Here is a 22,805-nt window from a genome sequence, read left to right on the forward strand (position 1 = left end):
GGGCGGTACCGGCTGTGACGGCGCGTTCCGGACAGCTTGGACCGGCGCCGCCCGGAGGGCGATCTTGTCCGGGCCCGCCGACAATGGGCAGGACGGACGTTCTCGCGAGGAACGGTGCGGCCATGTCGGTGGAAGAGCGGTCTCCGCACGTCGGCCCGGAGGGAGCCGTCGACGAGTCGCCGCCCCTCGCGGAGCTCGTGGTCCGGCTCGTCGCCGCCTACCCCTCGGCCGACGTGGACGCCGTCGAGGCGGTGGTCCGGGACGCGTGCGCCCACTTCGAGCACGCCAGGATCAGGGCGTACCTCCCGATCCTGATCGAGCGGCGGTCCCGGAAGGCGCTCGACGCCGTCCTCGGGGGCGGACCCGGCCACGGAGCGGAGGCGGGACCATGACCGAACCGGTGGCTGCCGGGGGAAGACCGCGCCCGGCCCGCGAGGACGCCTGGTACACGCGGGCGCCCGAGGACGTCCTCGACGCGTTCGGCGTCGATCCGCAGACCGGGCTGTCCGCGGCGCGGGCGGCCGAGCTGCTGGCCGCGCACGGGCCCAACGCGCTGCCCAGGGAGCGGCCGACGCCGGCCTGGCGCCGGTTCCTCGGCCAGTACCGCAGCTACATGCAGCTGGTGCTCCTGGCCGCCGCGCTCGTCTCCGCGCTCATCCAGGAGTGGACGACCGCGGTCCTGCTGCTCGTCCTGACCCTGCTGAACGCGGTGGTCGGCCTGCGCCAGGAGGGCAAGGCCGAGAGCGCGATGAACGCGCTCCAGTCGATGATGAAGGCGACGGCCCGGGTGCGCAGGGACGGGTCGGAGGCCGAGATCCCCGCCGAACAGCTGGTCGTCGGGGACATCGTGCTCCTCTCGGCCGGGGACCAGGTGGGGGCGGACGGGCGGGTCGTGGCGGCCAGCTCGCTGCAGATCGACGAGTCGGCGCTGACCGGCGAGAGCGTGCCCGCCGCGAAGGGCGCGGGGGCGCTGACCGGGCCGCTGCCGACACCGGGCGACCGGACCAACATGGCGTACATGAACACCCCGGTGACGCACGGCAGCGGCGTCCTCGTCGTCACCGCGACCGGCTCCGGGACCGAGCTCGGCAGGATCTCCGGGCTGCTGTCGGCCACCGAGAAGGAGGTGCCGCCGCTCACCCGGGAGCTGGACACCCTGACGCTGTGGATCACCGCGGCGGCCGGCCTGACCATGATCGTGATGTTCGCGCTGGGGCGGCAGCGGGACCAGGCATGGGACGCCCTGTTCGTCAGCGCGGTCTCGCTGGCCATCGCCGCCATCCCCGAGGCGCTGCCGACCGTGACGCAGGCGATCCTCTCCGTCGGCAGCCTCAACCTGGCGAAGCGGAACGCCATCGTCAAGGAGCTGCCGTCGGTCGAGACCCTGGCGTTCACCTCGGCGATCAATTCCGACAAGACCGGCACCCTGACCCTGAACCAGGTGACGGTCGTCGAGGTGGTGAGTCCCACCGACCGCTACACCGTCTCGGGTACGGGCTACGCCCTCGAAGGCCGGGTCCGGCACGCGGCCGGCTCGGCGGCGGGGGTCGAGGCGGCGATCCTGCCGTACCTCGTGGTCAACGACGCCAAGCTGGTCGACGGCGAGGTGGTGGGCGATCCGACCGAGGCGGCGCTGCTGGTCCTCGGGCACAAGGCCGGTCTGGACGCCGACGCGACCCGGGAGCGGCTCCCCCGGCTCGCCACGCTGCCCTTCGACCCGGGCTACAAGCTGATGGCCACCTTCCACGCCGCGGTCGACGCCTCCGGGAAGGAGGTCGTCCGCTGCTTCGTCAAGGGCGCCGTCCCGGCGGTGACGGCCCGCGCCGCCGACGCCCTCGCGGCGGGCGGGACGGTCCCGTGGGACGAGGCGCTCGCCGCGCGGGCCGCGGCGCAGACGGAGCGGATGGGCGCCGAGGGGCTGCGGGTGATGGCGGCGGCCACCCGGGACCTGGACCCGGCCGGGTTCGACCCGCACGGCGACCTCCTCGGGTACGTCACCGGGCTGCGGATGACGAGCCTGGTCGGCATGGTCGACCCGCCGCGCGCGGAGGCCGCGGAGGCCGTGGCCGGAGCGCGGGCGGGGCACATCCGGGTGCGGATGGTGACCGGTGACGACGTCACGACCGGCGCGGCCATCGCGCGGCGGCTCGGCATCCCCGGCGAGGCGATGCTCGGCGCCGACTTCGCCGCCCTGAGCGAGGAGGAGCGGCTCGCCAGGATCGACTCCATCGGTGTGGTGGGGCGGGTGGCGCCGGAGCACAAGGTGCTGCTCGCCGAGACCCTGAAGAAGAAGGGCGAGGTCGTGGCGATGACCGGGGACGGCGTCAACGACGCGCCCGCGATCAAGGCCGCCGACATCGGCATCGCCATGGGCAGCGGCACGGACGTCGCGAAGAACGCCGGCCGCATGATCCTCGCCGACGACAACTTCGCCACCCTCGTCTACGCCGTGCGGCAGGGCCGCCGGATCTACGACAACCTCACCAAGTACATCCGCTTCGTGCTGCTCCTCCTGGTGACGTTCGTGGTCACCTTCCTCGGCGCCACCGTCTTCGACATCGCGGCCGGGGAGCCCTTCACCCCGCCGCAGGTGCTGTGGATCCACTTCGTGGTCAACGCGTCCTTCGGCTTCGCGCTGGGCTTCGACCGGGAGAGCCCCGGCCTGATGCGGCGCAGGCCGCGCCCGCGCGGCGAGTCGGTGCTGACCCGGCCGGTGCTGGTCACGGTCGGCCTCGGCGGGCTGGCGATCACCGCCCTGCTGCTGGGGCTCATCGCCCTCGGCCGGGAGCACTTCGGCAGCGTGGCCACCGGGCAGTCCATCGCGTTCACGGCCTTCGCGCTCTGTCTGATCGTGGCCGCGTTCGAGTGCCGCAGCGAGACGGACTCGGTGTTCACCACCGCCACCTTCGACAGCCGGCAGATGAACTGGGTGGCGCTGGCCCAGCTGGCGCTCGCGGTGTTCACGACCCAGTTGGACGGCTTCCGCCACCTCCTCGGGACGACCCGGATCGACGCCCGGCAGTTCGGCTGGGCGGTGCTGGCCGCGCTGGTGCTGCTGGCCCTGTGGGAGCTGGGCAAGCTGACGGCCCGCCGGACCAGGACCGTGTGACGGCCCGAGTGGCAGCGGGGGCCCGGCCAGGGGACCATGACCGCGGAGGACACCATGGCTCCTGACCGACCCGACGCCCCGCAGGACGAACCGCCCGAGCCCGTGCCCCGGACCGGAGCCGAGGAGCCGCCACCGGACGCCGGCCGGCCCGGGAAGCGCCGCCTCCGGCGGCCCCGGCTCACCGTGCCGGGCTGCTGGGGCGGGCTCCTCCTGGCCTGTCTGTCCTTCACACCGTCGCTGCTTCCTCGCGGCGGTGTCCTACAGGGGCTGATCGCCGGGATCAGCGGGGCCATCGGGTACGGGCTCGGTGTCGTCGCCGCCTATGTGTGGCGGGCGTTCGCCGACCGGGAGGCCCGGACCGCCTCGCGCCGGTCGTGGCAGGTGCTGACCGTCGCGGCGGGCGTGCTGTTCGGCGTGGCGTTCGGGCTCGGGCAGTACTGGCAGCACGAGATCCGCCGGCTCATGGACAACCCCGCCTACAGCGTTCCGGGCGCCGTCGCCTGCCCGTTCGTCGCCGTCCTCGTCTTCTGGCTGCTGCTGCTCGCCGGGCGGGGTCTGCGCCGCGCGTACCACGGGGCCGCCCGCCTGCTCGGGCGCTGGGTGGGTCCGAAGGCCGCGCGGGTGGTCGGCTGGACGCTGGTGGTGGCCCTGGCGTGGTCCGTGGTCAGCGGGGTGCTGCTCGCCGGCTTCGTGAACGCGATGAACGAGGCGTTCTCGTTGCGGGACACGGAGACGCCGCAGGGCGTGCACCAGCCCACCACCGCCCTGCGTTCGGGCGGGCCGGGTTCGCTGGTGCCCTGGGACACGCTGGGCTACCAGGGCCGGGCGTTCGCCGGCGGCGGTCCGACGTCCGCGCAGATCAGCGCCTTCACGCACCGCGCGGCGCGGGAGCCCGTCCGGGCGTACGCGGGTCTGGAGACGGCCGACAGCGCGGAGGGCCGGGCGGAGCGGGCGGTCGCGGACCTGGAGCGGGCGGGCGGCTTCGAGCGGAAGAACCTGCTGGTCGTCACCACGACGGGCAGCGGCTGGGTGGACCCGGCCGCCGTGGACTCGTTCGAGTACCTCGGCGACGGGGACGCGGCGACCGTGTCGATGCAGTACTCGTACCTGCCGTCGTGGATGTCGTACCTCGTCGACCAGTCCAAGGCCCGCGAGGCCGGCCGCGAGCTGTTCGACGCGGTGTACGACGTGTGGTCCAAGCTGCCCCAGGACCATCGCCCGCGGCTGTTCGTGGCGGGCGAGAGCCTGGGCTCCTTCGGCGGGGAGGCGGCCTTCAGCGGGGAGTACGACCTGCGCAACCGCACCGCCGGCACGCTGTTCGCGGGACCGCCCAACTTCAACACGCTCTTCCGCGAGTTCAGCGACCACCGGGAGCCGGGGAGCCCCGAGATCGAGCCCGTCTACCAGGAGGGGCGGACGGTCCGGTTCACCGACGACCCGGCCACCGGCATCCCCCCGGAGGGCCGCCCGTGGGACGGGACGAGGGTGCTGTACCTGATGCATCCGTCCGACCCGATCGTCTGGTGGAGCCCCGACCTGGCCCTGAGCGAACCCGACTGGATCGGGGAGAAGCCGGGCAGCGACGTCCTCGGCTCCATGGTGTGGATCCCGTTCGTGACGTTCTGGCAGGTCACCGCCGATCTGCCGTTCTCCACGGGGGTGCCGGACGGTCACGGGCACGTCTACAAGGCCGCGTACGTGGACGGCTGGAACGCCGTGATGCGCCCCTCCGGGTACACCCCGCAGGACCTGGACCGGCTGAAGGAGATCGTCAGCCCGCCGAACTGAGGCGGGCCGCCGGTCCGCGGCGGTGCCCGCGGTCAGCGCAGCAGGAAGCCGACGACGTAGCCGAGCGCGTTGACCGCCCAGTGCAGGCCCATCGGCGCGAGCAGGCTGCCGCTGCGGCGGCGCAGTTCGCAGAAGAGGACGCCGGCGGCGGCGGTGAACAGCACGGCCGCCGCGATGGCGACGCCCGCGCCGAGCGCCGAGTCGCCGAAGACCGTGGTCAGCGCGGGCTTGGCCGTCGACAGGTGCAGCGACGGCAGCACGTGCCACAGGCCGAACAGGAGGCTCGACACGGTGGTCGCCCAGACGGTGCCCCGGGCCCTGGCCACCAGCCCGTACAGCACCCCGCGGAAGGCGGTCTCCTCCAGCAGGACGGTGCCGACGGGCACGTACACGAGGACGCGCAGCGCCACCTCGGCACCGTCCATCCCCGCGTAACGCCGGTCCTCGAAGAGGCCCCTGGTGGCCGGGAGCAGCGCCCCGGCCAGGTAGACGACGCCGACCAGCCCGATCAGGGCGAGCGCCCACCGGGCGCCGCGCCCGAGGGTGCCGGGCGCCAGGCCCGCGTCCGCCCGGGTGCCGCCCGCCCAGCGGAGCACCGCGAGCAGCACGGCGGTGACCGCCACGGCCGTCACGAGCTCGACCGGTCCCGACCAGCGGTGCAGGAGGACGTTGGCGACGGCCAGCACGCCCACGGTGAGCGCGACCGCCGGCCAGGTGCCGAGGGGCCCGCGCCACCGGCTCCGCGACGGGACGCCCGCGGTGCCGTCGGGCCGGCTCGCGGCGGGTTGGGGGTCGCGGGAGGGCACCGGGCCGAGTCCGTCCTTCGATCGCGCCGACGTGTCGTCTGCCCTCCCCGCGGCCCACGCTACCGGGCGGCGTCCCGCCCCGCCGGTCGGCCCGCTCCGACGGGCTCCGGCGCGGGCGCCGGCAGGTAGGGGCTGATGTTGCGCCAGGCGCGCGCCACGTACGCGTCCTTCTCGCCGACCGGGGCGACGTAGTGCAGCGCGCCCTCGGCGGCGTCCCGGCCCCTCAGTCGCGCGATGGTCCAGGCGGCGAGGTAGGGCGAGGCCAGGCAGCCGCCGGCGGTGGCGACGTCGCCCTTGGCGAAGAAGGGCTGGTCGAGCACGTCCACGCCGGCCGCGACGACCCAGGGCCTGGTGGTCAGGTCGGTGCAGGCGGGCACGCCGTCGAGCAGTCCCAGCCGGGCCAGCACGAGCGCTCCGGAGCACTGCGCGGCGATGAGCTGGCGCGAGGGGTCCAGGCCCCGCAGGACACTCATGATCGCCGGATCCTCGACGACCTCGCGGGTGGCGATCCCGCTGCCGACGATGACGGCGTCGGCGGCGCACGCCTCCTCCAGGGTGGACATCCGCTCGACGACCACCCCGTTCATGGAGGTCACCTTGGGGCTCGGAGTGGCGAGCGTGACGCGCCAGTCGTCGCCCTTGAGGCGGTTGAGCACGCCGAGCGCGATGAGCGAGTCGAGCTCGTTGTACCCCTCGAAGGTGAGGATGGCGATGTGCATGGCGGCGGTCCTTCCGGATGGGCGCGGATCGTCGGCGACGGTACGGACGCCCGAACAGGACAGTCAAAGAATTGTCATGGATACAATGCGCCCATGGCAGCCCCGCGTTACAAGGCCCTGGTCGACTCGCTCGCCTCCGAGATCCGGCAGGGGCGGCTCCTGGCGGGCACCAGGCTGCCGACCCACCGGGCGCTGGCCGCCCGCGAGGGCATCGCGCTGGTGACCGCGACGCGGGTGTACGCCGAGCTGGAGGCCATGGGCCTGGTGAGCCGGGAGCAGGGCCGGGGCACCTTCGTGCGCGACCTCGCCCTTCCCCCCGGCCACGGCATCGACCAGCGGGCCGTCGCCCGGGACGCGGTCGACCTCAGCTTCAACTACCCGTCGCTGCCCGGTCAGACCGACCTCCTGCGCCAGGCCCTCCGGGAGGTGGCCGTCTCCGGCGACCTCGACTCCCTGCTGCGCTACCAGCCGCACCCGGGCCGCCCCCAGGACCGGGCCTCGATCGCACGGCACCTGGGGCGCCGGGGGATCACCACCGGGGCGGACCGCGTCCTCGTCGTGAACGGCGCGCAGCAGGGCCTGGCCGTCACGGTCATGGGCACCCTCGACGCCGGCGACGTCGTCGCGGTCGACGCGCTCACCTATCCGGGCTTCAAGGTGCTCGCGCACGCCTTCCACCTCGACCTGGAGCCCCTCCCCGGCACCGCCGACGGGCCGGACCTCGACGCCCTGGAGAGGCTGTGCGCCACCCGGCCGGTGCGCGCGGTCTACGTCATGCCGACCCTGCACAACCCCCTGGGCTGGGTCATGACGGAAGCCGACCGCCTCCGTCTGATCGGGATCGCCCGGCGGTGCGGCGCGCTCCTCGTCGAGGACGCCTCGTACGCCTACTTAGTCGAGAACCCGCCACCGCCGCTGGTGGCGCTCGCACCGGACATCACCGTGCACGTCTCCGGGCTGTCCAAGAGCGTCGCCACGGGCCTGCGGGTCGGCTTCGTCCTCGCCCCGCCGGCCCTGGTGCCACGGCTCGAACGCGCGATCCGCGCGACCACCTGGAACACCCCGGCCCTGACCACGGCGATCGCCTGCCGCTGGCTCGACGACGGCACGGTGGACCGGCTGGAGGCCCTGAAGCGACAGGACGCCGAGGCCCGCCAGGCCGTCGCCGCGCGCGAACTGACGGGACTGTCCCTGGTCGGCCACCCGGCGTCCTACTTCACCTGGGTGCCGCTGCCCGACGGCGCGCGCGCCGACCGGCTGACCGCCGCCCTCGCGCGGCACGGCGTCTCGGTCACCACGGCGGAGCCGTTCTCCACCTCGGCCCACCCGCCGCAGGCGATCCGGCTCGCCCTCGGCTCGACCGACGTGGACCGCCTCGGGGCGACGCTGCGCACGGTACGCCGCCTCGCCCTCGAGGACCCGTTCACCTGACCCCGCTCGCACGGGTACGGTGCCGGTGCCGGTGCCGGTGCCGGTCGCTCGGCTCAGGCGACGTTGACCGCGCTCCAGGCGGCGGCCACCGTGGCGTACTCGGTGCTGGTGGCGCCGTAGAGGTCCTTGGCCGCGCTCAGGGTCGCGACGCGGGCGCCCTTGTAGTCGGTCGTGGAGGTCATGTAGACGGTCAGCGCCCGGTACCAGATGGCGGAGGCCTTCTTGTTGCCGATGCCGGTGACGGTGGAGCCGTTGGACGTCGGGCTGTTGTACGTGATGCCGTTGACGGTCCGGGTGCCGCTGCCCTCGCTGGCGAGGAAGAACCAGTGGTTGCCGACGCCGGAGGAGTTGTGCACGTCGAGCCGGCCGACGGTCTTCGACCAGAAGTCGGCGGAACGCCCGTCCAGGGACGGCTTGTCGAAGCGGCGCAGCCACGGCGGGGTGGACTGGTCGCTGAAGAGGTAGTCGGGGGTGTCGACCGGGTTGGCGGCGTACCACTCGACCATCGTGCCGAGGATGTCGCTGGTGGCCTCGTTGAGGCCGCCGGACTCGCCGCTGTAGCGCAGGTTGGCGGTGGCCGAGGTGACGCCGTGGGTCATCTCGTGGCCCATGGTGTCGAGGTCGACCTGCTCCGGGTCGGTGGTGCCGTCGCCGTCGCCGGTCATCATGCAGAAGCAGGAGTCCGACCACTGGGCGTTGTCCCAGTTGGTGCCGACGTGGACGAAGACGGTGGCGCCGCGGCCGTCGTTCTTGATGCCGTTGCGGCCGAAGGTGCTCTTGTAGTAGTCGAAGGTCTTCGCGGTGTTGACGTGCGCGTCGACGGCCGCGGTGGAGCGGTCGGTGGAGAACTTCCGGCCGTCGCCCCAGACGTTGTCCGCGTCGGTGAAGAGCGTGCCCGACGAGCTGTTCAGGGAGGACGCGGAGACGTTGCGGGCGTCCTTGGTGACGTGCTTGCGGATCGGGTCGATCAGGGCGAAGGTGCCGTCGGCCTGCTGGGTGGTGTCGATGGCGACGTCACCGGTGTACTCGGAGTGGCCGGTGCCGGTGGCCTCGCGCTCGGTGTCGTAGTTCTCGATCGCGGCGCCGCTCTTGGCGTCGGTGACGAAGACCTCGCCGTGCGGCTGGCCCTTGTCGCCGAGGCCCTGGACGGTGGTGCGCCAGGCCAGGCGGGCGGTGCCGTCGGCGGCCCAGACGATCAGCTCGGGGGTGGAGCGGGCGTTGCGGACCAGTCCGTGCGAGCGCCGCAGCGCGCCGGCCGCGGTGCCCTTGGCGTCGACGGCGGGGGCGACGGAGGCGAGCGCCACCCGGTGGGCGCGGGCGTGGCTGGAGCCCTTGAGCGCGCCGTCGGCCTTCTGGTGGACGACGAAGTCGCCGCCGACGACGGGGAGGCCGCGGTAGGTGCGCTCGAAGCGCACGTGCTGGGTGCCGTCGGCGTCCAGCACGACGTCCTTCACCTGGAGGGCCTGGCCCGCGCCGAAGCCGAAGGTGTCGGCGTGCCGGGTCACGTTGGCCTGGGCCCGGGCGATCGCCGTGTCGCGGACCGATATGCCGTGCTGCGCGGCGTGGGGCTGCGAGTAGGCGGGGGCGGCCAGCACCCCGGTGGTGATGACACCGGCGGCGACCATCGTGGAAAGGGCAAGCAGGGGACGGGTCATGACGCGGTGTTCCTTCGCTCGTCGTGGGGGGTGACGACGTCCTGGGACGTTGACGCGAAGTGTTCACCAGGTGACATGTTCCTGACGTGATCCCAGGTGGGGTACAACCGGGGAGCTATAGGGGGCGCGCGCAGGCGTGGGGGCGTGCGGAGCCGTGGGGGCACGCGGAGCCCGTCGCGGCACGCGGAGCCGTCGCGGCACGCGGAGCCCGTCGGGGCACGCACAGCCCGTCGCGGCGCGCGCAGCCAAAAGCCGAAAGGCGCTCCCCCGTCAGGCGTCCGCGCCGAGCGCGAACGCCTCTCCGCCGTCCTCCCACCACGCCAGGTACGGGGGCCGCTGCCGGACGAGCGCGAGATAGGCGGCCAGCAGGCGCTCGGCCACCGCGTCGGCCAGCTCGGGCGGCACCGTGTCCGTGTTCCAGGCGAGCTGGAGCCGCCGGTGGAAGGGGACGTCCACGAGCGGGCGCTGCACGGTGCCCTGGGCGGGGACATCGGCGGTCGGCCACACCCCGCAGACGGCGCGCCGGCCGGCGACGAGGATCCGGGCCACCGAGAGGTCCGAGGTCACGTGCGCGATGCGCGGGGTGAAGCCCGCCGACTGGCAGGTGAGATGGAGGTAGGCGTGCACCCCGCTCTCGTCGGCCTCCGGCATGACCCATTCCTCGTCGGCGAGGTCACGCAGGCTCACCGTCTCCTGGCGGGCCAGCGGATGGTCCTCGGCGAGCAGGACGAAGACGGGTTCGCGCAGCAGCGTGCGGGTCGCCACCGATTCGCCGACGGGAAGGGGGAACCCCGGGAACTCGCCGAACACCGCGATGTCGCACTTGGCCTGGCTCAGCGCCTTCACCAGGGTGCGCACCGAACGGCGGGCGTCGATGCTCAGCCGGCGCTCCGGGACGAGTTCGAAGAGGGCCGGGATGAGCAGCGAGACCAGCGGGCCCGCGGTGCCGCCCGCCCGCAGCGGCGCGGCGCTCTCCCGGTCCGCCTCGGCCGTCGACCGCGCGTGCTCGCGCAGCCGGTCGAAGCCGGTCACGAGGTCGCGTGCGCAGCGGAGCACGTACTGCCCGTTCTCGTTCGGCTGCACCCCTTCCGCGCTGCGGACGAAGAGCGGCCCGCCCAGCTCGTGCTCGATCCGCTTCAGCTGGGCGCTCGTGGCCGGCTGGGACAGTTGCAGGCGCGCGGCGGCTTTGCGGATGCTGCCGGCCTCGGCGACGGTGAGCAGGACACGGAGGTGCCGGAACTCGAGGTGCATGAAGAATCCCCGCTCAGGGCGGAGGGCCCCGTGCACCCCCCGTGACCAGCAGTACCTGTTGCCCGAGGGCATGGTGACCAAGAGTCCGCCGGAGGCGTCGGGGCGGCAACCACGGAAGGGCAAAATCTAGGTGCCCCCACCACGGCTTTGCACCGGCATCGCGCCCCCGGCCGCGGTCCGCGTGCCGAGGTACCGGTCCAGGGGCGGCTCCTGCGCCACCACGGCGCCGATGGTGACCGCGAAGGTCAGGGCGGCGCACACCCCGATGAGCCACGACAGCATTGTCAGGACCATCCCCAGGGAGCCGTACTCGTCGAGGGCCCGGTTGAGCGCGCCGGGCATGTAGAGCCGGGCCGTCAGGGCGAGGGCGGTCGTCGCGGCGGCGGCCAGGAGGGAGCCGGGCAACAGGGGCAGCCACGGGACCCGGTTGGCGAGCAGCAGGTGCTGGGTCCAGAGCCACACGGCGACGCCCACGACGAAGTACAGGGGCATGCCCAGCCACGCCCCGACACCGAAGCCGTCCCGGATCGGGGCCTGGAACAGCACCACCAGGCACAGCGCCAGGAGCCACATGACCCATCGCCAGGCCGCGATGCGGGTCCCGGCCTTGGGCAGGCCCCAGGCGCGTTCGCAGACCCGGGCCATGGCCCGGCTGAAGCTGGTGGCGGAGACCAGCGCCACGAACGCGCCGACGAGCCCGGTGGTCTCCCGCAGTCCCTCGGTGGCGGAGCCGTCCAGGACCTGCCGCAGCTGGGCGTCCGAGGAGCCGGTCAGCCCGAACATGGCGCGCAGCGAGTCCTGCAGTTGGTCGCGCACGCCGGTCGGGGCGAAGGCCGCCAGGGCGAAGAGGAGGGGGACGGCGGCGAGGAAGGCCTGGGCCGCGAGCCGGGTGGCCGCGTCGAGGAGGTTGCCGCCGACCAGTCGGCCCGTCAGTTCCGAGAGCACCGGGAAGCGGCGCTCGGCAGCACTCCGGAGGGCACGCACCCGGGCCGCCAACGCCATGCCGTCCCCCTGCCCTCCGCCGACCGGTCCCAGCCATTGGACTCGACCCGCGGCGACCCGGCGACCCGGACCGGCCGTGGCTACGGCGAGGCGCACCCGAGGTCGCCCATTCGGGCGAACCTCACCATACTGGTCATATGTCCCGGCACTCCGAGAAGGCGCACGCACCGCCCACCGTGACGGTCAAGGGGAGGGACGTCCGGCTCCGCACCCTGGGCCTGCTGGTGCTCGCGGCTCTGGCCATCTGGTTCATCGCCGCCAACACCGGCTCGGTCACCATCCGTCTCTGGATCCCCGAGGTCACCCTCCCCCTGTGGATCGTCCTGACGGTCACCCTCCTCGTGGGGATCGTCATGGGGATGTTCATGGCCTACCGCCGCCGCGCCCGCCGCTGACCCCTGCCACGCCCGCCGCTGCCCCCCGCCGCCGCGACCACCGCTGAACCGGCCGCCGCTGAACCGGCCGCCGCGACGGGCGCCGGTCACCGACCGTCGCCGGTCACCGACGCGGTACGGGGACGAGGCGCATGAGCCCGTGGAGGACGGCGTCGATCCGGTCCTGGGCGGGCTCGTCGCCCACATGCGTCAGGAGCCGGGCGAGGAGGCTCAGCAACTGCGGCGAGGCCATCACCCGGGGATGCAGCACCGGCCGATAGCCGAACCGCGAGAAGAGCAGGTCCCCCGCGACGTTGCCGAGCCGGAAGTACCGCGCCCAACGACGCTGGATCTCCACCGGATACTGCTGCAGCGCGTGCTCCCTGCGCGGTCCGGCCGGACGGGCCAGCGCCAGGGCGATGGTGTCCGCGGCCACTTCGGCGGCCTCCATCGCCTGCGCGATGCCCTCGCCGCTCCACGGACTGACCATGCCGGCGCTGTCCCCCACGAGCAGCAGACCCCGCCGGTACTGCGGACGCCGGTTCAGCCCCATCGGCAGCGGCGCGCTCCGCAGCGGCGATTCGGCGTTCTCCTCGCGCAGCCCCCACTCCTCGGGCAGCCGGGGCAGCCAGTGCTCCAGGGCCGCCCGCAGGTCCACGGGCCGCCGACGCCGCTGCTGCGGCAGTGCGCCGAGGCCCACGTTGACCCGCCCGTCGCCGAGCGGGAACACCCACCCGTAGCCGGGCAGGTCGAGACCGGTGCGGGGGCAGCGCAGGTCGGCCCAGAGCTCCAGGTACGGGTCGTGGGTGCGGGCCTCACTGCGGTAGTAGCGCCGGGCCGCCGCCGCCACGGGCCGCTTCTCGTCCCGTACGAGCCCCAGGCCGAGCCCCGTACGCGAGGAAGCGCCGTCGGCCGCGACCACCAGCGGGGCCCGGTAGCGGACCGGCTCCGCGTCGGGTCCGCGGACGGCGGCCACGCCGACGACCCGGCCCGCGCGGTCGGTCAGCGGGCCCGTCACCTTCACGTGGGTGCGCAGCCGCGCCCCCGCGTCGCGCGCGTGGGTGGCGAGCAGGTCGTCGAAGTCGTGCCGGCTGCGGGTGAGCCCGAAGTCGGGATGGGCGCCGAGCCGTGGCCAGTCCAGCTCGACCTGGTGGCCCCCGCAGACCCAGCGCATCCCCTTGTTGCGCATCCAGCCGGGGGCGTCGATGTCGATGCCCATCCGGATCAGCTGGAGGACGCCGCGCGGCGTCAGGCCGTCCCCGCACACCTTCTCGCGGGGGAAGTCGCCCTTCTCCAGGAGCAGCACGTCGACACCGGCGTGGGCCAGGTGCACCGCGGCGGCGGAGCCCGCCGGGCCCGCCCCGACGACGATGACCTGCGCCTCCTCGGCGGCGCCTTCGGATCCCCCTGGGCCGCCGTCGCGGCCGGCACCGGACTCGTCACTTTTGGTGATCACCCCACTACTATGCCCCCCGATCCCGGTCGTCAGACCTCGTGGCGGGTCCCGGACCAGGGCCCCGCCGCACCGCCGCCCGCCCGGCCCCGAGCTGCGGCACACTGGCTGTGGGGGGCGCGCGCCTCGCGCGCCCGCAGGCCCGGAAGAAGGTGTCCGGATGGCCAGCAACCGGTCCCGGTCGCGCTACGCCCCCGACCGGGGGCTCTCGACCCGCATGGCGACCACGATGTTCCTCATCGGGCTGCTGTACGTGGTCTTCGTCGGCGTCCTGCTGGTGCTGCTGCGCGGCTCCTGGCCCGTCGTCCTCCTCATCGTCGGCGTCCTGTTCGTCGCCCAGTTCTGGTTCAGCGACAAGATCGCCGCCCTGGGCATGGGAGCCCGCGAGGTCACCCGCGAGCAGGCTCCCGAGCTGCACGGCACGGTGGACCGGATCTGCGCGCTGGCCGACCTGCCCAAGCCGAAGGTGGCGATCGCCGACAGCGACGTGCCCAACGCCTTCGCCACCGGCCGGGGCGAGAAGACGGCGCTGGTCTGTGTCACCACGGGGCTGCTGCGCCGGCTCGAACCGGAGGAGCTGGAGGGCGTCCTCGCCCACGAGATGTCCCACGTGGCGCACCGGGACGTCGCGGTGATGACCATCGCCTCGTTCCTCGGCGTCCTCGCCGGGATGATGACCCGGGTCGCGCTGTACAGCGGGCTCGGCCGCAGCCGCGACGCCAACGCGACCGCCGCCCTCATCCTCGTACCGGTCGTCAGCGGAGCGGTGTACGTGCTGAGCTTCCTCCTCACCCGGGTGCTCTCCCGCTACCGCGAGCTGGCCGCCGACCGGGCCGCGGCGCTGCTCACCGGCCGCCCCTCGGCGCTGGCCTCGGCGCTCACCAAGGTGTCCGGGGAGATGGCGCGCATCCCCACCCAGGACCTGCGCAAGGCCGAGCCGTACAACGCCTTCTGGTTCACCCCGGCGTTCTCCTCGAAGGAGAGCCTGGGCCGGCTGCTGTCCACCCACCCCACCCTGGAGCAGCGCCTCGACCAGCTCGCCCGGATCTCGGAGCGGCTGGGGCAGGTCTGAGGACGGGCCCGTGGGAATCCTCGACAGCATCCTCGGACGCAGCAAGCCGGTCCGGCCGGATCTCGACCGGCTCTTCGCCCTTCCCTCGGCGGCGCTCACGCTCCAGGCGGGCACCGGGTTCGTCCCGACCGGCGAGGGCTCGGTCTGCTTCGCGGGCGTGGAGGGCGGCGCGTTCACCCGGCTGAAGGAGGAGGTGCGCGCGCTCCTGGACGTGGCGGTCGACGCCGCCCCGGACGTCGGCACCGGCCCGGACGTCGGCACCGCCTCGGATCTCGACGCCGCCTTGGGCATCGACGCCGCCTTGGGCATCGGCACCGGCTCCGAAGCGCCCTCGGGCGGCGCGTCAGCCGTCCCGGTCACGTTCTCCCGGGACCCGTACGGATACACCTGGCTCCGGGCCCGGCGGGCCGCCGACGACCTCGTCTCGCTGGTGAACGACCTGCACGCCGTCAACACCCTGCTCCAGGAGTCGGGCTTCGGCCCGCACCTGCTCTGCTCCCTGACCGCGTTCCACGCCCCGGACCTCGACCACGATCTCGCGCTCGTCTACCTCTACAAGCGCGGCACGTTCTACCCGTTCGCGCCGCGGGCCGACGGTACGAGCCGTCGGGACAGCGCCCTGGAGCTCCAGGTCAGGGCCCTGCTCGCGGGTGATCTCGCGATCGAGCGGGACCTGGAACGCTGGTTCCCCCTCTGGGGCGCCCCCGGAGTGGGCGGCGAGGGCTGAGGGGACCACCCGTGGAGAGGGTTCACGCCTCCCAGACGAAGCCGTCCGGGTCGGCGAAGGCGTTCCCGGTGCCGCCGAGGGCGATGCGGTGCGAGCCGGAGCCGTCGACGGGGACGCCGAGGTCCTTGGCGAGGCCGCGGTGCTTGTAGAGGGCCAGCTTGACGGGGCTCGACGGGCCGGCGGCGAACTCGGTGTACTTGCCGCCGAAGCTCCTGGCCACGGTCAGGCCCTGGCCGACGTAGAACTCCTTGGTCGCCTTCACGTCCGCCACCCCGAGGAGGAGGACCGTGTCGTCGATCTCGCGGGTGGCCGGGCCGTTGTCCTTCTTCGCCGAGGTCGCCAGCTTCCAGAGCGTGCCGTCGGGGGCCTGGACGACGCCGCCGTAGCCCCACATCGACTTGGCGGCGGGCTTGACGACGGTGGCGCCGGCGGTCACCGCCGCGTCGACGAAGGCGTCGACGGTGGCGGGCCCGGAGACGGTGAGCGCCATGGCGAAGCCCCGGAAGCCGCTGGACGGCGCCTCCGAGGCCCGCAGGCGGATGCGGGTGTCCACTCCGAAGGCGGAGTAGAAACGCCGGGCTGCGTCCAGGTCGGCCACCTCAAGGGTGACGGAGGCGAGGGACGCGGATGCGGAGGAAGTCGTGGTTGCCATGACTCCACGGTAGGGAGCGGCCCCCGTCCGGCGCTTCTCGAATCCTGACCGGTCTCGTGGCCCTCCCTATGATGATCACGAACGCGGGCCGGGCACCGGCCGCCGGGCGAGCCACGCGGGCCGGGTACGCACCGCGCGGCGCCACACCGCACCACATCGTCCAGGGGGACACCACCTCATGAACACACCGTCGACGTCGCCGTCGCCGTCACCGTCATCCCCGCCGCCCGTCCGCGTCGGCGCCCTCGTCCCGCTGACCCGGCCCGGCTGGACCGAGGCCGGCCGGCACCTGCTCGCGGGGCTCGAACTGGGCGTACGCGAGGTCAACGACGCGGGCGGGATCGGCGGACGGCCGCTGGAGCTGCTGGTCCGGGACACCGCGGCCGATCCCGAGCGGGCGGCGGCGGCCGTGGACGAGCTGGCGGGCCTGGGCGTGGCCGCCGTGGCGGGCGAGTACCACTCCGTCGTCGCGCGGGCCGCCGCCACCCGGGCCGACGCCCTCCGCGTACCGTTCCTGTGCTCGTCGGCCGTGCTCGACGCGCTCACCGAGGAGCCGACGGACTGGGTGGCGCGGCTGCCCCCGGCGCAGTCGCACGGCTGGCGGACCTACGCGGACTTCCTGCGCGGTGCGGGCCGGAGCCGGGTCGCCGTGGCGGTCCAGCCGAGCGTCTACTGGGCGTCCGGAACGCGCCTGCTGCGGGAGCGGCTGGCCGCCCACGGCGGGTCCGTCGTGGAGCTGGACGCGAACGCGCTGGAGCCCGCGGCCCTGTGCGACGCGCTCGTCGAGCACGGCGCGACGGCGCTGCTCCTGCTGGTCGGCCAGCCGGAGCCGGCGGTGCCGCTGGTCCGGGCGGTCCGGCGCGACCCGCGGCTGGCGGGGCTCCTCGTCGGCGCCCCGGCCGGACAGCCGGAGTTCGCCGGCTGGGCCGAGGCGCTGGGCGCGGACGGCGCCGGGATCCCGTTCCTGCGCTATCTGCCCGAGCGGCCGGGTCCGCTGGGCGAGCGGGTGGGCAAGGAGCTCCGCGAACGGCTGGGCGAGGCCCCCTCGTTCGTGGCCTTCGAGGGCTGGGACACCGTCGCCGTCCTCGCCGAGGTGTTCCGCTCCTGCGGGACGGAGCGCGCGGCCGTCGCCGGTGCCTGGCCGCACGTGGCGGTCGAGGGCACCCGCGGGCCGATCCGCTTCACCCGCGCGCCGGGCATCGGCGTGTGGCAGTGGGTGTGGCCGCCCGTCCAGGTCGTCGACCGGGACCCGGAGGACGCGGCCCGCTTCCGCGTCCTCCACCAGGGTGAGGGGTGACGCGGGCCGGGCGGGTCACGTGAGGGACAGCCCGCCGACCGGGTCGTGCCGCACCCGCTCGGCCGGCAGGTCCGTCTCCACGAGCCGCCGTACGACGGCGTCGACCATGCCGGGCGGGCCGCTCACGTAGGCGAGGTGGCGCGACCAGTCGCCGTGCCGGGTCAGCGCGTCGGGCAGCGAGTCGTCCTCCGGCCCGGTGCCCGCGCCGATCACCGGGACGACGCGCAGCCAGGAGTGCCGCTTCTCCAGTTCGGTGAGGGCGGCCGTGTCGTACAGGTCGGCCGGGGTGCGGGCGCCGAGGAACAGGTGCGTCGCGTGGTACGGCGGCCGGCGCAGGGCGAGGGCGTCGACGAGCGCCTTGGCGGTGGCCCAGCCGGTGCCGCCGGCCACGATCAGGACGTCCCGCCCCGGGGCGTCGTCGAGGGTCGTCGTCCCCTGCGCGGGGCCCAGGCGCAGCTCGTCGCCGACGCGGGTGTGCGTGACCAGCGCGTCGCTCACCCCGCCGGGGCCGGTGCGGCGGACGTGGAACTCCAGCTCTCCGTCGGGCCGGGGCGCGCGGGCCACGGAGTACGGCCGCCAGGCGTGCGGCAGCGACGGCGCCTGGATCGTGGCGAACTGGCCCGCCCGGTACGGGTAGGGCTCGGCGGTGCGGACCTTCAGGACGGCCAGTCCGGGCGCCTGGACCTCGTGGTGCGTGACGGTGGCGTTCCAGTAGGCCGGTTCGGTCAGGGACCGGTTCGCCCCTTCGATCATGGCGGAGACGGCGAACCGCACCATCCGCAGCCACGCCCCTTCCAGCTCCGGCGACCAGCGCTCCCCCGCGCTGTGGCGCAGGCCCTCGGCGAGCGCCGCCTCGAACACCGCGAAGTGCACGGGCCGTACCCCCAGCTTGCGGTGGTCGCGGCCGAGCCGGGCGCAGAAGGCGGTCACCTCCTCGGGGCGGTCCAGGTGCTCGATCAGGTAGCGGAACGCCTGCTCCAGATGGGCGCGCTGGAAGTCCATCGACTCGGGGAACAGCCCGCGCAGATACGGGTGCTGCGCGAACATCGCCCGGTAGAGGTGGTCGATGAGCGTGCCGAACGGGGTGACGAACGGCAGCGTCCGGAGGATCGTCTCCCGGTCGCCGGACCCCGTCCGCTCCACGGGGCGGGCGGGTTCCGGCGACCGCGGCTCCCCGCCGGACGGGGCCAGCATCCGCCGGCGCAGTCGCATGGCGTCGCGCCGTGCGAGGAGTGCGTGGTATTCGTCGTAGCTGTCGAGCGTGGTGATGCTCACGTGCCGGCTCTCTCCCTGCCGAGTCCGCCTGAGGGCACGTCAGTTTCGCACCGCGCCCCCAGCGCCGTCCGGCCCCGGCGGAGGGCCGAACGGCCCGGCCGGATCAGGGTCGTTCGACCCTGTCGCCCGGGGTGCGCGACGCGTACCCGGGCGGGGCGGGGTGCCGTCCGTGCCGTTCGCGCTCTCCGTGCTGGCCGTGCTGCTGGCCGTGCCGTCCAGGGCGGCCCAGCAGGCCGCGGTCTCCCGCTCCTCGCGGGCGCGCCGGACGGCGGCGGACGCCCGTACGGTGCCGCTCGCGGTGGCTCCGGCCACCGCGACGGCGAGGAGGAACGGGGCGGGCAGCCCCAGCAGGATCAGCGGGGCGGTGAGCGCCGCCGTGGCCCAGGCGGTGACGCAGGCCGCCGCCGCGAGGCGCCGGGACACGGGCCGGTCGGCTCCGGCCCGCAGGTCGACGAGGGCCGGGACGTACCAGACGCAGCCGGCGGCGGTCACGGCGCCGACGCCGAGCGCGAGGACGGGCGTCACCGGGCGCCCGCCGTCTCGTGCGGCCGGTTCTCGATCCGGTCGACGGCGGCGATCTCGGGATGGTGCAGGTCGAACGCCGGGGATTCGGAGCGGATCCGCGGCAGGGTGACGAAGTTGTGCCGGGGCGGCGGGCAGGACGTCGCCCACTCCAGCGAACGACCGTAGCCCCACGGGTCGTCGCCCTCGACCTTCTCGCCGTACCTGGCCGTCCTCCAGACGTTGTAGAAGAACGGCAGGAACGACAGGCCGAGCAGGAACGAACCGATCGTGGAGATCGTGTTGAGGGCGGTGAAGCCGTCGGCGTCGAGGTAGTCCGCGTAGCGGCGTGGCATGCCCTCGGCGCCCAGCCAGTGCTGGACGAGGAAGGTGGCGTGGAAGCCGACCGTGAGCGTCCAGAAGGTCATCTTGCCGAGCCGTTCGTCGAGCATCTTGCCGGTGAACTTCGGCCACCAGAAGTGGAAGCCGGCGAACATGGCGTACACGACGGTGCCGAAGAGCGTGTAGTGGAAGTGCGCGACGACGAAGTACGAGTCGGAGACGTGGAAGTCCATCGGCGGCGAGGCCAGGATGACGCCGGTCAGACCACCGAAGGTGAAGGTCATGAGGAAGCCGGTGGCCCAGAGCATCGGGGTCTCGAAGGACAGCGAGCCCTTCCACATCGTGCCGATCCAGTTGAAGAACTTCACGCCGGTGGGTACGGCGATGAGGAAGGTCATGAAGGAGAAGAACGGCAGCAGCACGCCACCCGTGACGTACATGTGGTGCGCCCACACGGTCACGGAGAGACCGGCGATGGCGATGGTCGCGGCCACCAGACCGATGTAGCCGAACATCGGCTTGCGGCTGAACACCGGGATGACCTCGGAGACGATGCCGAAGAACGGCAGCGCCAGGATGTACACCTCCGGATGCCCGAAGAACCAGAAGAGATGTTGCCAGAGCAGGGCCCCGCCGTTGGCCGCGTCGAAGACGTGCGAGCCGAACTTCCGGTCGCATTCGAGGGCGAACAGCGCCGCCGCGAGGACCGGGAAGACCAGCAGGACGAGCAGGGAGGTCAGCAGCACGTTCCAGGTGAAGATCGACATCCGGAACATGGTCATGCCGGGGGCCCGCATGCACAGGATCGTCGTGATGAAGTTGACGGCGCCCGCGATCGACCCGAAGCCGGAGAGCGCCACACCCATGATCCACAGGTCGGCGCCGAGGCCGGGCGAGTGGACGGCGTCGGAGAGCGGCGCGTACAGGAACCAGCCGAAGTCGGCGGCCCCGCCGGGGGTGAGAAAGCCGCCGGCCGCGATCAGCGAGCCGAAGAGGTAGAGCCAGAACGCCAGCATGTTCAGCCGCGGGAAGGCGACGTCCGGGGCGCCGATCTGGAGCGGCATGATCCAGTTGGCGAACCCGGTGAACAGCGGCATCGCGAACAGCAGCAGCATGATCGAGCCGTGCATCGTGAACGCCTGGTTGAACTGCTCGTTCGACATGATCTGCGTGCCGGGGCGAGCCAGTTCCGCCCGCATCACCAGCGCCATCACACCGCCGACGCAGAAGAAGAACAGCGCCGCGACCAGGTACATCGTGCCGATGCGCTTGTGGTCGGTGGTGGTCAGCCAGTCCACCCACGAGGGCCGGCCGGGGCGCGCTCCGACGCTCCCGTCAGGGCCTTCGGGGCCTTCGCGGCCGTCCGGGCCGCTCACCGGGGCCGGGACCCTCGGCCGCCGGGTCTGACTCTGCACGCTCTTTGCCTCGCCCACCGGACGACGACCTCCATGTCCACATCGCTGCCAAGAGGCCGGGAGGCGTCCACACGGGGGATTGACGGGCCGCCTCCCGGCCGCCGCCCATGGTTCTCGCCCCCACCGGGGGCCCGACAGGGTCGAACAGTCCCCGTCGGGCGGGGGACACCAGGGCCGAACGGCCCCTGCGGTCCCGCCGCCCCCGTGACGTAACCTGCGGCAGGAAGAACGCACCGGCAGAGCAGGCAGGCATGTCCGACACAGCAGCAATCCCGGGCACGCCGTGGCCGCGGCTCGACGTCCCCGAGCGGATGCACGCCCTCCTCGCGGCGGTCATGGACCTCGGCCGCGACCTCGAACTCCCCCAGGTCCTGCACGGCATCGTGGAAGCCGCCGTCACCCTCACCGACGCCGAGTACGGCGCGCTCGGGGTGATCGGCGACGGCGACCGGCTCTCGCAGTTCCTGCCCGTGGGCATGGCCGGTGAACTGGCCGCGCGCATCGGCCCCGCGCCCTGCGGGCACGGCATCCTCGGCGAACTCATCCGCAACCCGGTCCCCTTGCGCCTGGACGACCTCGCCAAGCACCCGAGCAGCTTCGGCTTCCCCGCGCACCATCCGCCGATGCGTACGTTCCTGGGGGCGCCGATCCGGATCAGGGACGAGGTGTTCGGCAACATCTACCTGACCGAGAAGCGGGGCGCCGGCGGCTTCGACGCCGACGACGAGGCGGTCCTGACGACCCTGTCGACCGCCGCGGGCGTCGCCATCGACAACGCCCGCCTCTACCACGACAGCAGGCGCCGGGAGCACCGTCTCGAAGCGCTCGCGGAGATCACCCGGGCGCTGCTCGCCGGGACCGACCCGGACCGGGTGCTGCGGCTGATCGCCCGCCGGGCACGGGAGGTGGCCGACGCCGACCTCGCCGCCATCCTGCTGCCGGCCGGCCGCGACGGCGAGCTCGTGGTCCAGGTCGCGGACGGCGACACCGCCGGCACGGTGCTCGGCGCGCGGCTCCCGGCGGGCGGCTCGCTCACCGGGCTCGCCGCCCGCACCCGCCGGCCCGCCGTCGCCGTGGACGTCCGCACCGACGCCCGGGCCCGGCCGCTGCGCGCGGACGGCGACGCCGCGCCGGAGCACGGCCCCGTGGTGGCCGTGCCGCTGCCCGTCGACGACGCCGTGTGCGGGGCGCTGCGGCTGGCCCGGCGGGCGGGGCGCCCCGGGTTCGACGCCACCGAGGTCGAGCTGCTGCGCGGCTTCGCCGACCAGGCGTCGATCGCGCTCGAACTCGCCCGCAGGCGCGCCGAGTCCGAGGAGCTGGCCGTGCTGCACGACCGCGACCGCATCGCCCGCGACCTGCACGACCTGGCCATCCAGCGCCTCTTCGCCACCGGCATGACGCTGCAGAGCGCGACCCGCCTGATCGGCGAGCAGGCCGCGGCCGAGCGGGTGTCGCGGGCCGTCGACGACCTCGACGCCACCATCCAGATCATCCGCTCCACGATCCTGCAGCTCCGCACGACGGCCGAGGACCGGGGCGGTCCCGCGCTGCGCCGCCGCATGGCGGAGACCGTCCAGCTGGCGGCCCAGTCCCTGGGCTTCGCGCCCTCGCTCCGCATCACCGGCGCGGTCGACTCCGCCGTCCCGGAGGAGCTCGCCGAGCACGTGCTCGCCGTCACCGTCGAATCCCTCAGCAACAGCGCCCGGCACGCCCGCGCGAGCCACGCCGACGTCCTCCTGTCCGTCCCGGAGGCGGCCGACCGGATCGTGCTCACGATCACGGACGACGGCATCGGCCTGGGATCGGCCGCACCGACCGGCGGCCTGCACAACATGCGCTCACGCGCCGAGCAGCACGGCGGAACGCTGGAGCTCCGGACCCCGGAGGGCGGCGGCACCCGACTGGTCTGGACGGTGCCGCTGCGGCAGGACTGACG

At 73.7% G+C, this 22,805-nt stretch carries 19 protein-coding genes; 9 read left to right on the top strand and 10 right to left on the bottom strand.

Annotated elements, in window-relative coordinates; genetic code table 11:
* The first annotated feature begins 122 nt into the window (after positions 1–122).
* From AB0Q96_RS21115 to AB0Q96_RS21125, 3 genes are read left to right on the top strand one after another with little or no spacing between them, the layout of a single operon-like run.
* On the top strand, positions 123–392 hold the full coding sequence (locus AB0Q96_RS21115) for a three-helix bundle dimerization domain-containing protein (RefSeq protein ID WP_365327570.1): 270 nt from the start codon (positions 123–125) through the stop codon (positions 390–392).
* Positions 389–3,109, top strand: a complete 2,721-nt coding sequence (locus tag AB0Q96_RS21120) for an HAD-IC family P-type ATPase (RefSeq protein ID WP_365327572.1) — start codon at positions 389–391, stop codon at positions 3,107–3,109. Before AB0Q96_RS21115 ends, AB0Q96_RS21120 begins: the two co-directional genes overlap by 4 nt.
* A 54-nt stretch (positions 3,110–3,163) precedes the next feature.
* On the top strand, positions 3,164–4,897 hold the full coding sequence (locus AB0Q96_RS21125) for an alpha/beta-hydrolase family protein (RefSeq protein ID WP_365327574.1): 1,734 nt from the start codon (positions 3,164–3,166) through the stop codon (positions 4,895–4,897).
* A gap of 32 nt (positions 4,898–4,929) precedes the next feature.
* Here the strand turns inward: AB0Q96_RS21125 and AB0Q96_RS21130 are convergent, their stop codons facing one another.
* Positions 4,930–5,703 carry a type II CAAX endopeptidase family protein gene (locus AB0Q96_RS21130; protein ID WP_365327576.1) on the bottom strand — a complete coding sequence of 258 codons (774 nt, stop codon included), beginning with the start codon at positions 5,701–5,703 and terminating at the stop codon, positions 4,930–4,932.
* Positions 5,704–5,762: 59 nt separating this feature from the next.
* Entirely contained in the window at positions 5,763–6,422 is a 660-nt protein-coding gene (locus tag AB0Q96_RS21135; protein WP_365327578.1) for a DJ-1/PfpI family protein, read from the bottom strand.
* Positions 6,423–6,515: 93 nt separating this feature from the next.
* Between AB0Q96_RS21135 and AB0Q96_RS21140 the strand changes: the two genes are divergently transcribed.
* Positions 6,516–7,853, top strand: a complete 1,338-nt coding sequence (locus tag AB0Q96_RS21140; RefSeq protein ID WP_365327580.1) for a PLP-dependent aminotransferase family protein — start codon at positions 6,516–6,518, stop codon at positions 7,851–7,853.
* 53 nt (positions 7,854–7,906) lie between these two features.
* Here AB0Q96_RS21140 and AB0Q96_RS21145 read toward each other — a convergent pair whose 3' ends face one another.
* From AB0Q96_RS21145 to AB0Q96_RS21155, 3 genes are all read right to left on the bottom strand, one after another.
* The gene (locus AB0Q96_RS21145) at positions 7,907–9,508 is read right to left on the bottom strand and encodes a M4 family metallopeptidase (RefSeq protein WP_365327582.1); all 1,602 of its coding nucleotides are present in this window, start codon (positions 9,506–9,508) and stop codon (positions 7,907–7,909) included.
* A 270-nt stretch (positions 9,509–9,778) separates the two neighbouring features.
* A complete protein-coding gene (locus tag AB0Q96_RS21150) occupies positions 9,779–10,759 on the bottom strand; it encodes a LysR family transcriptional regulator (RefSeq protein WP_365327584.1) in 981 nt (326 codons plus the stop codon).
* Positions 10,760–10,885: 126 nt separating this feature from the next.
* Positions 10,886–11,761 carry a YhjD/YihY/BrkB family envelope integrity protein gene (locus AB0Q96_RS21155; RefSeq protein WP_365327585.1) on the bottom strand — a complete coding sequence of 292 codons (876 nt, stop codon included), beginning with the start codon at positions 11,759–11,761 and terminating at the stop codon, positions 10,886–10,888.
* Positions 11,762–11,898: 137 nt separating this feature from the next.
* Here AB0Q96_RS21155 and AB0Q96_RS21160 point away from each other — a divergent pair, with 137 nt between their 5' ends.
* Positions 11,899–12,156 (top strand): LapA family protein, encoded by a 258-nt coding sequence (locus AB0Q96_RS21160; RefSeq protein WP_365327587.1) that lies wholly within the window; start codon positions 11,899–11,901, stop codon positions 12,154–12,156.
* A 103-nt stretch (positions 12,157–12,259) separates the two neighbouring features.
* Here AB0Q96_RS21160 and AB0Q96_RS21165 read toward each other — a convergent pair whose 3' ends face one another.
* Positions 12,260–13,591 carry a geranylgeranyl reductase family protein gene (locus AB0Q96_RS21165; RefSeq protein ID WP_365327589.1) on the bottom strand — a complete coding sequence of 444 codons (1,332 nt, stop codon included), beginning with the start codon at positions 13,589–13,591 and terminating at the stop codon, positions 12,260–12,262.
* Between the two features lie 157 nt (positions 13,592–13,748).
* On the opposite strand from AB0Q96_RS21165, the gene htpX reads away from it, so the two are divergent.
* Together htpX and AB0Q96_RS21175 are read left to right on the top strand one after the other, a co-directional pair.
* Positions 13,749–14,660: a zinc metalloprotease HtpX gene (gene htpX / locus AB0Q96_RS21170; protein WP_365327591.1), complete on the top strand. Its 912-nt coding sequence runs from the start codon at positions 13,749–13,751 to the stop codon at positions 14,658–14,660.
* 10 nt (positions 14,661–14,670) lie between these two features.
* On the top strand, positions 14,671–15,387 hold the full coding sequence (locus AB0Q96_RS21175; protein ID WP_365327593.1) for a hypothetical protein: 717 nt from the start codon (positions 14,671–14,673) through the stop codon (positions 15,385–15,387).
* Between the two features lie 22 nt (positions 15,388–15,409).
* On the opposite strand, the gene AB0Q96_RS21180 is transcribed toward AB0Q96_RS21175, so the two are convergent.
* Positions 15,410–16,039 (bottom strand): glyoxalase, encoded by a 630-nt coding sequence (locus tag AB0Q96_RS21180; protein ID WP_365327595.1) that lies wholly within the window; start codon positions 16,037–16,039, stop codon positions 15,410–15,412.
* 178 nt (positions 16,040–16,217) lie between these two features.
* Here AB0Q96_RS21180 and AB0Q96_RS21185 point away from each other — a divergent pair, with 178 nt between their 5' ends.
* Positions 16,218–17,336 (top strand): ABC transporter substrate-binding protein, encoded by a 1,119-nt coding sequence (locus AB0Q96_RS21185; protein ID WP_365327596.1) that lies wholly within the window; start codon positions 16,218–16,220, stop codon positions 17,334–17,336.
* Positions 17,337–17,351: 15 nt separating this feature from the next.
* Here AB0Q96_RS21185 and AB0Q96_RS21190 read toward each other — a convergent pair whose 3' ends face one another.
* The 3 genes from AB0Q96_RS21190 to ctaD are packed head-to-tail and all read right to left on the bottom strand — an operon-like array spanning position 17,352 to position 20,752.
* Positions 17,352–18,611, bottom strand: coding sequence for a globin domain-containing protein (locus tag AB0Q96_RS21190; protein ID WP_365327598.1), 1,260 nt, complete (start codon positions 18,609–18,611; stop codon positions 17,352–17,354).
* Positions 18,612–18,650: 39 nt separating this feature from the next.
* Complete coding sequence (locus tag AB0Q96_RS21195; protein WP_365327600.1) at positions 18,651–19,136, bottom strand: hypothetical protein; 486 nt, start codon at positions 19,134–19,136, stop codon at positions 18,651–18,653.
* A complete protein-coding gene (ctaD, locus tag AB0Q96_RS21200) occupies positions 19,133–20,752 on the bottom strand; it encodes a cytochrome c oxidase subunit I (protein WP_365327703.1) in 1,620 nt (539 codons plus the stop codon). Before ctaD ends, AB0Q96_RS21195 begins: the two co-directional genes overlap by 4 nt.
* Positions 20,753–21,180: 428 nt before the next feature.
* Here ctaD and AB0Q96_RS21205 point away from each other — a divergent pair, with 428 nt between their 5' ends.
* On the top strand, positions 21,181–22,803 hold the full coding sequence (locus tag AB0Q96_RS21205; RefSeq protein WP_365327705.1) for a GAF domain-containing protein: 1,623 nt from the start codon (positions 21,181–21,183) through the stop codon (positions 22,801–22,803).
* The last annotated feature ends 2 nt before the right edge of the window (positions 22,804–22,805 follow it).

Source organism: Streptomyces sp. NPDC093111 (genome assembly GCF_040683955.1).
Lineage (GTDB): Bacteria > Actinomycetota > Actinomycetes > Streptomycetales > Streptomycetaceae > Streptomyces.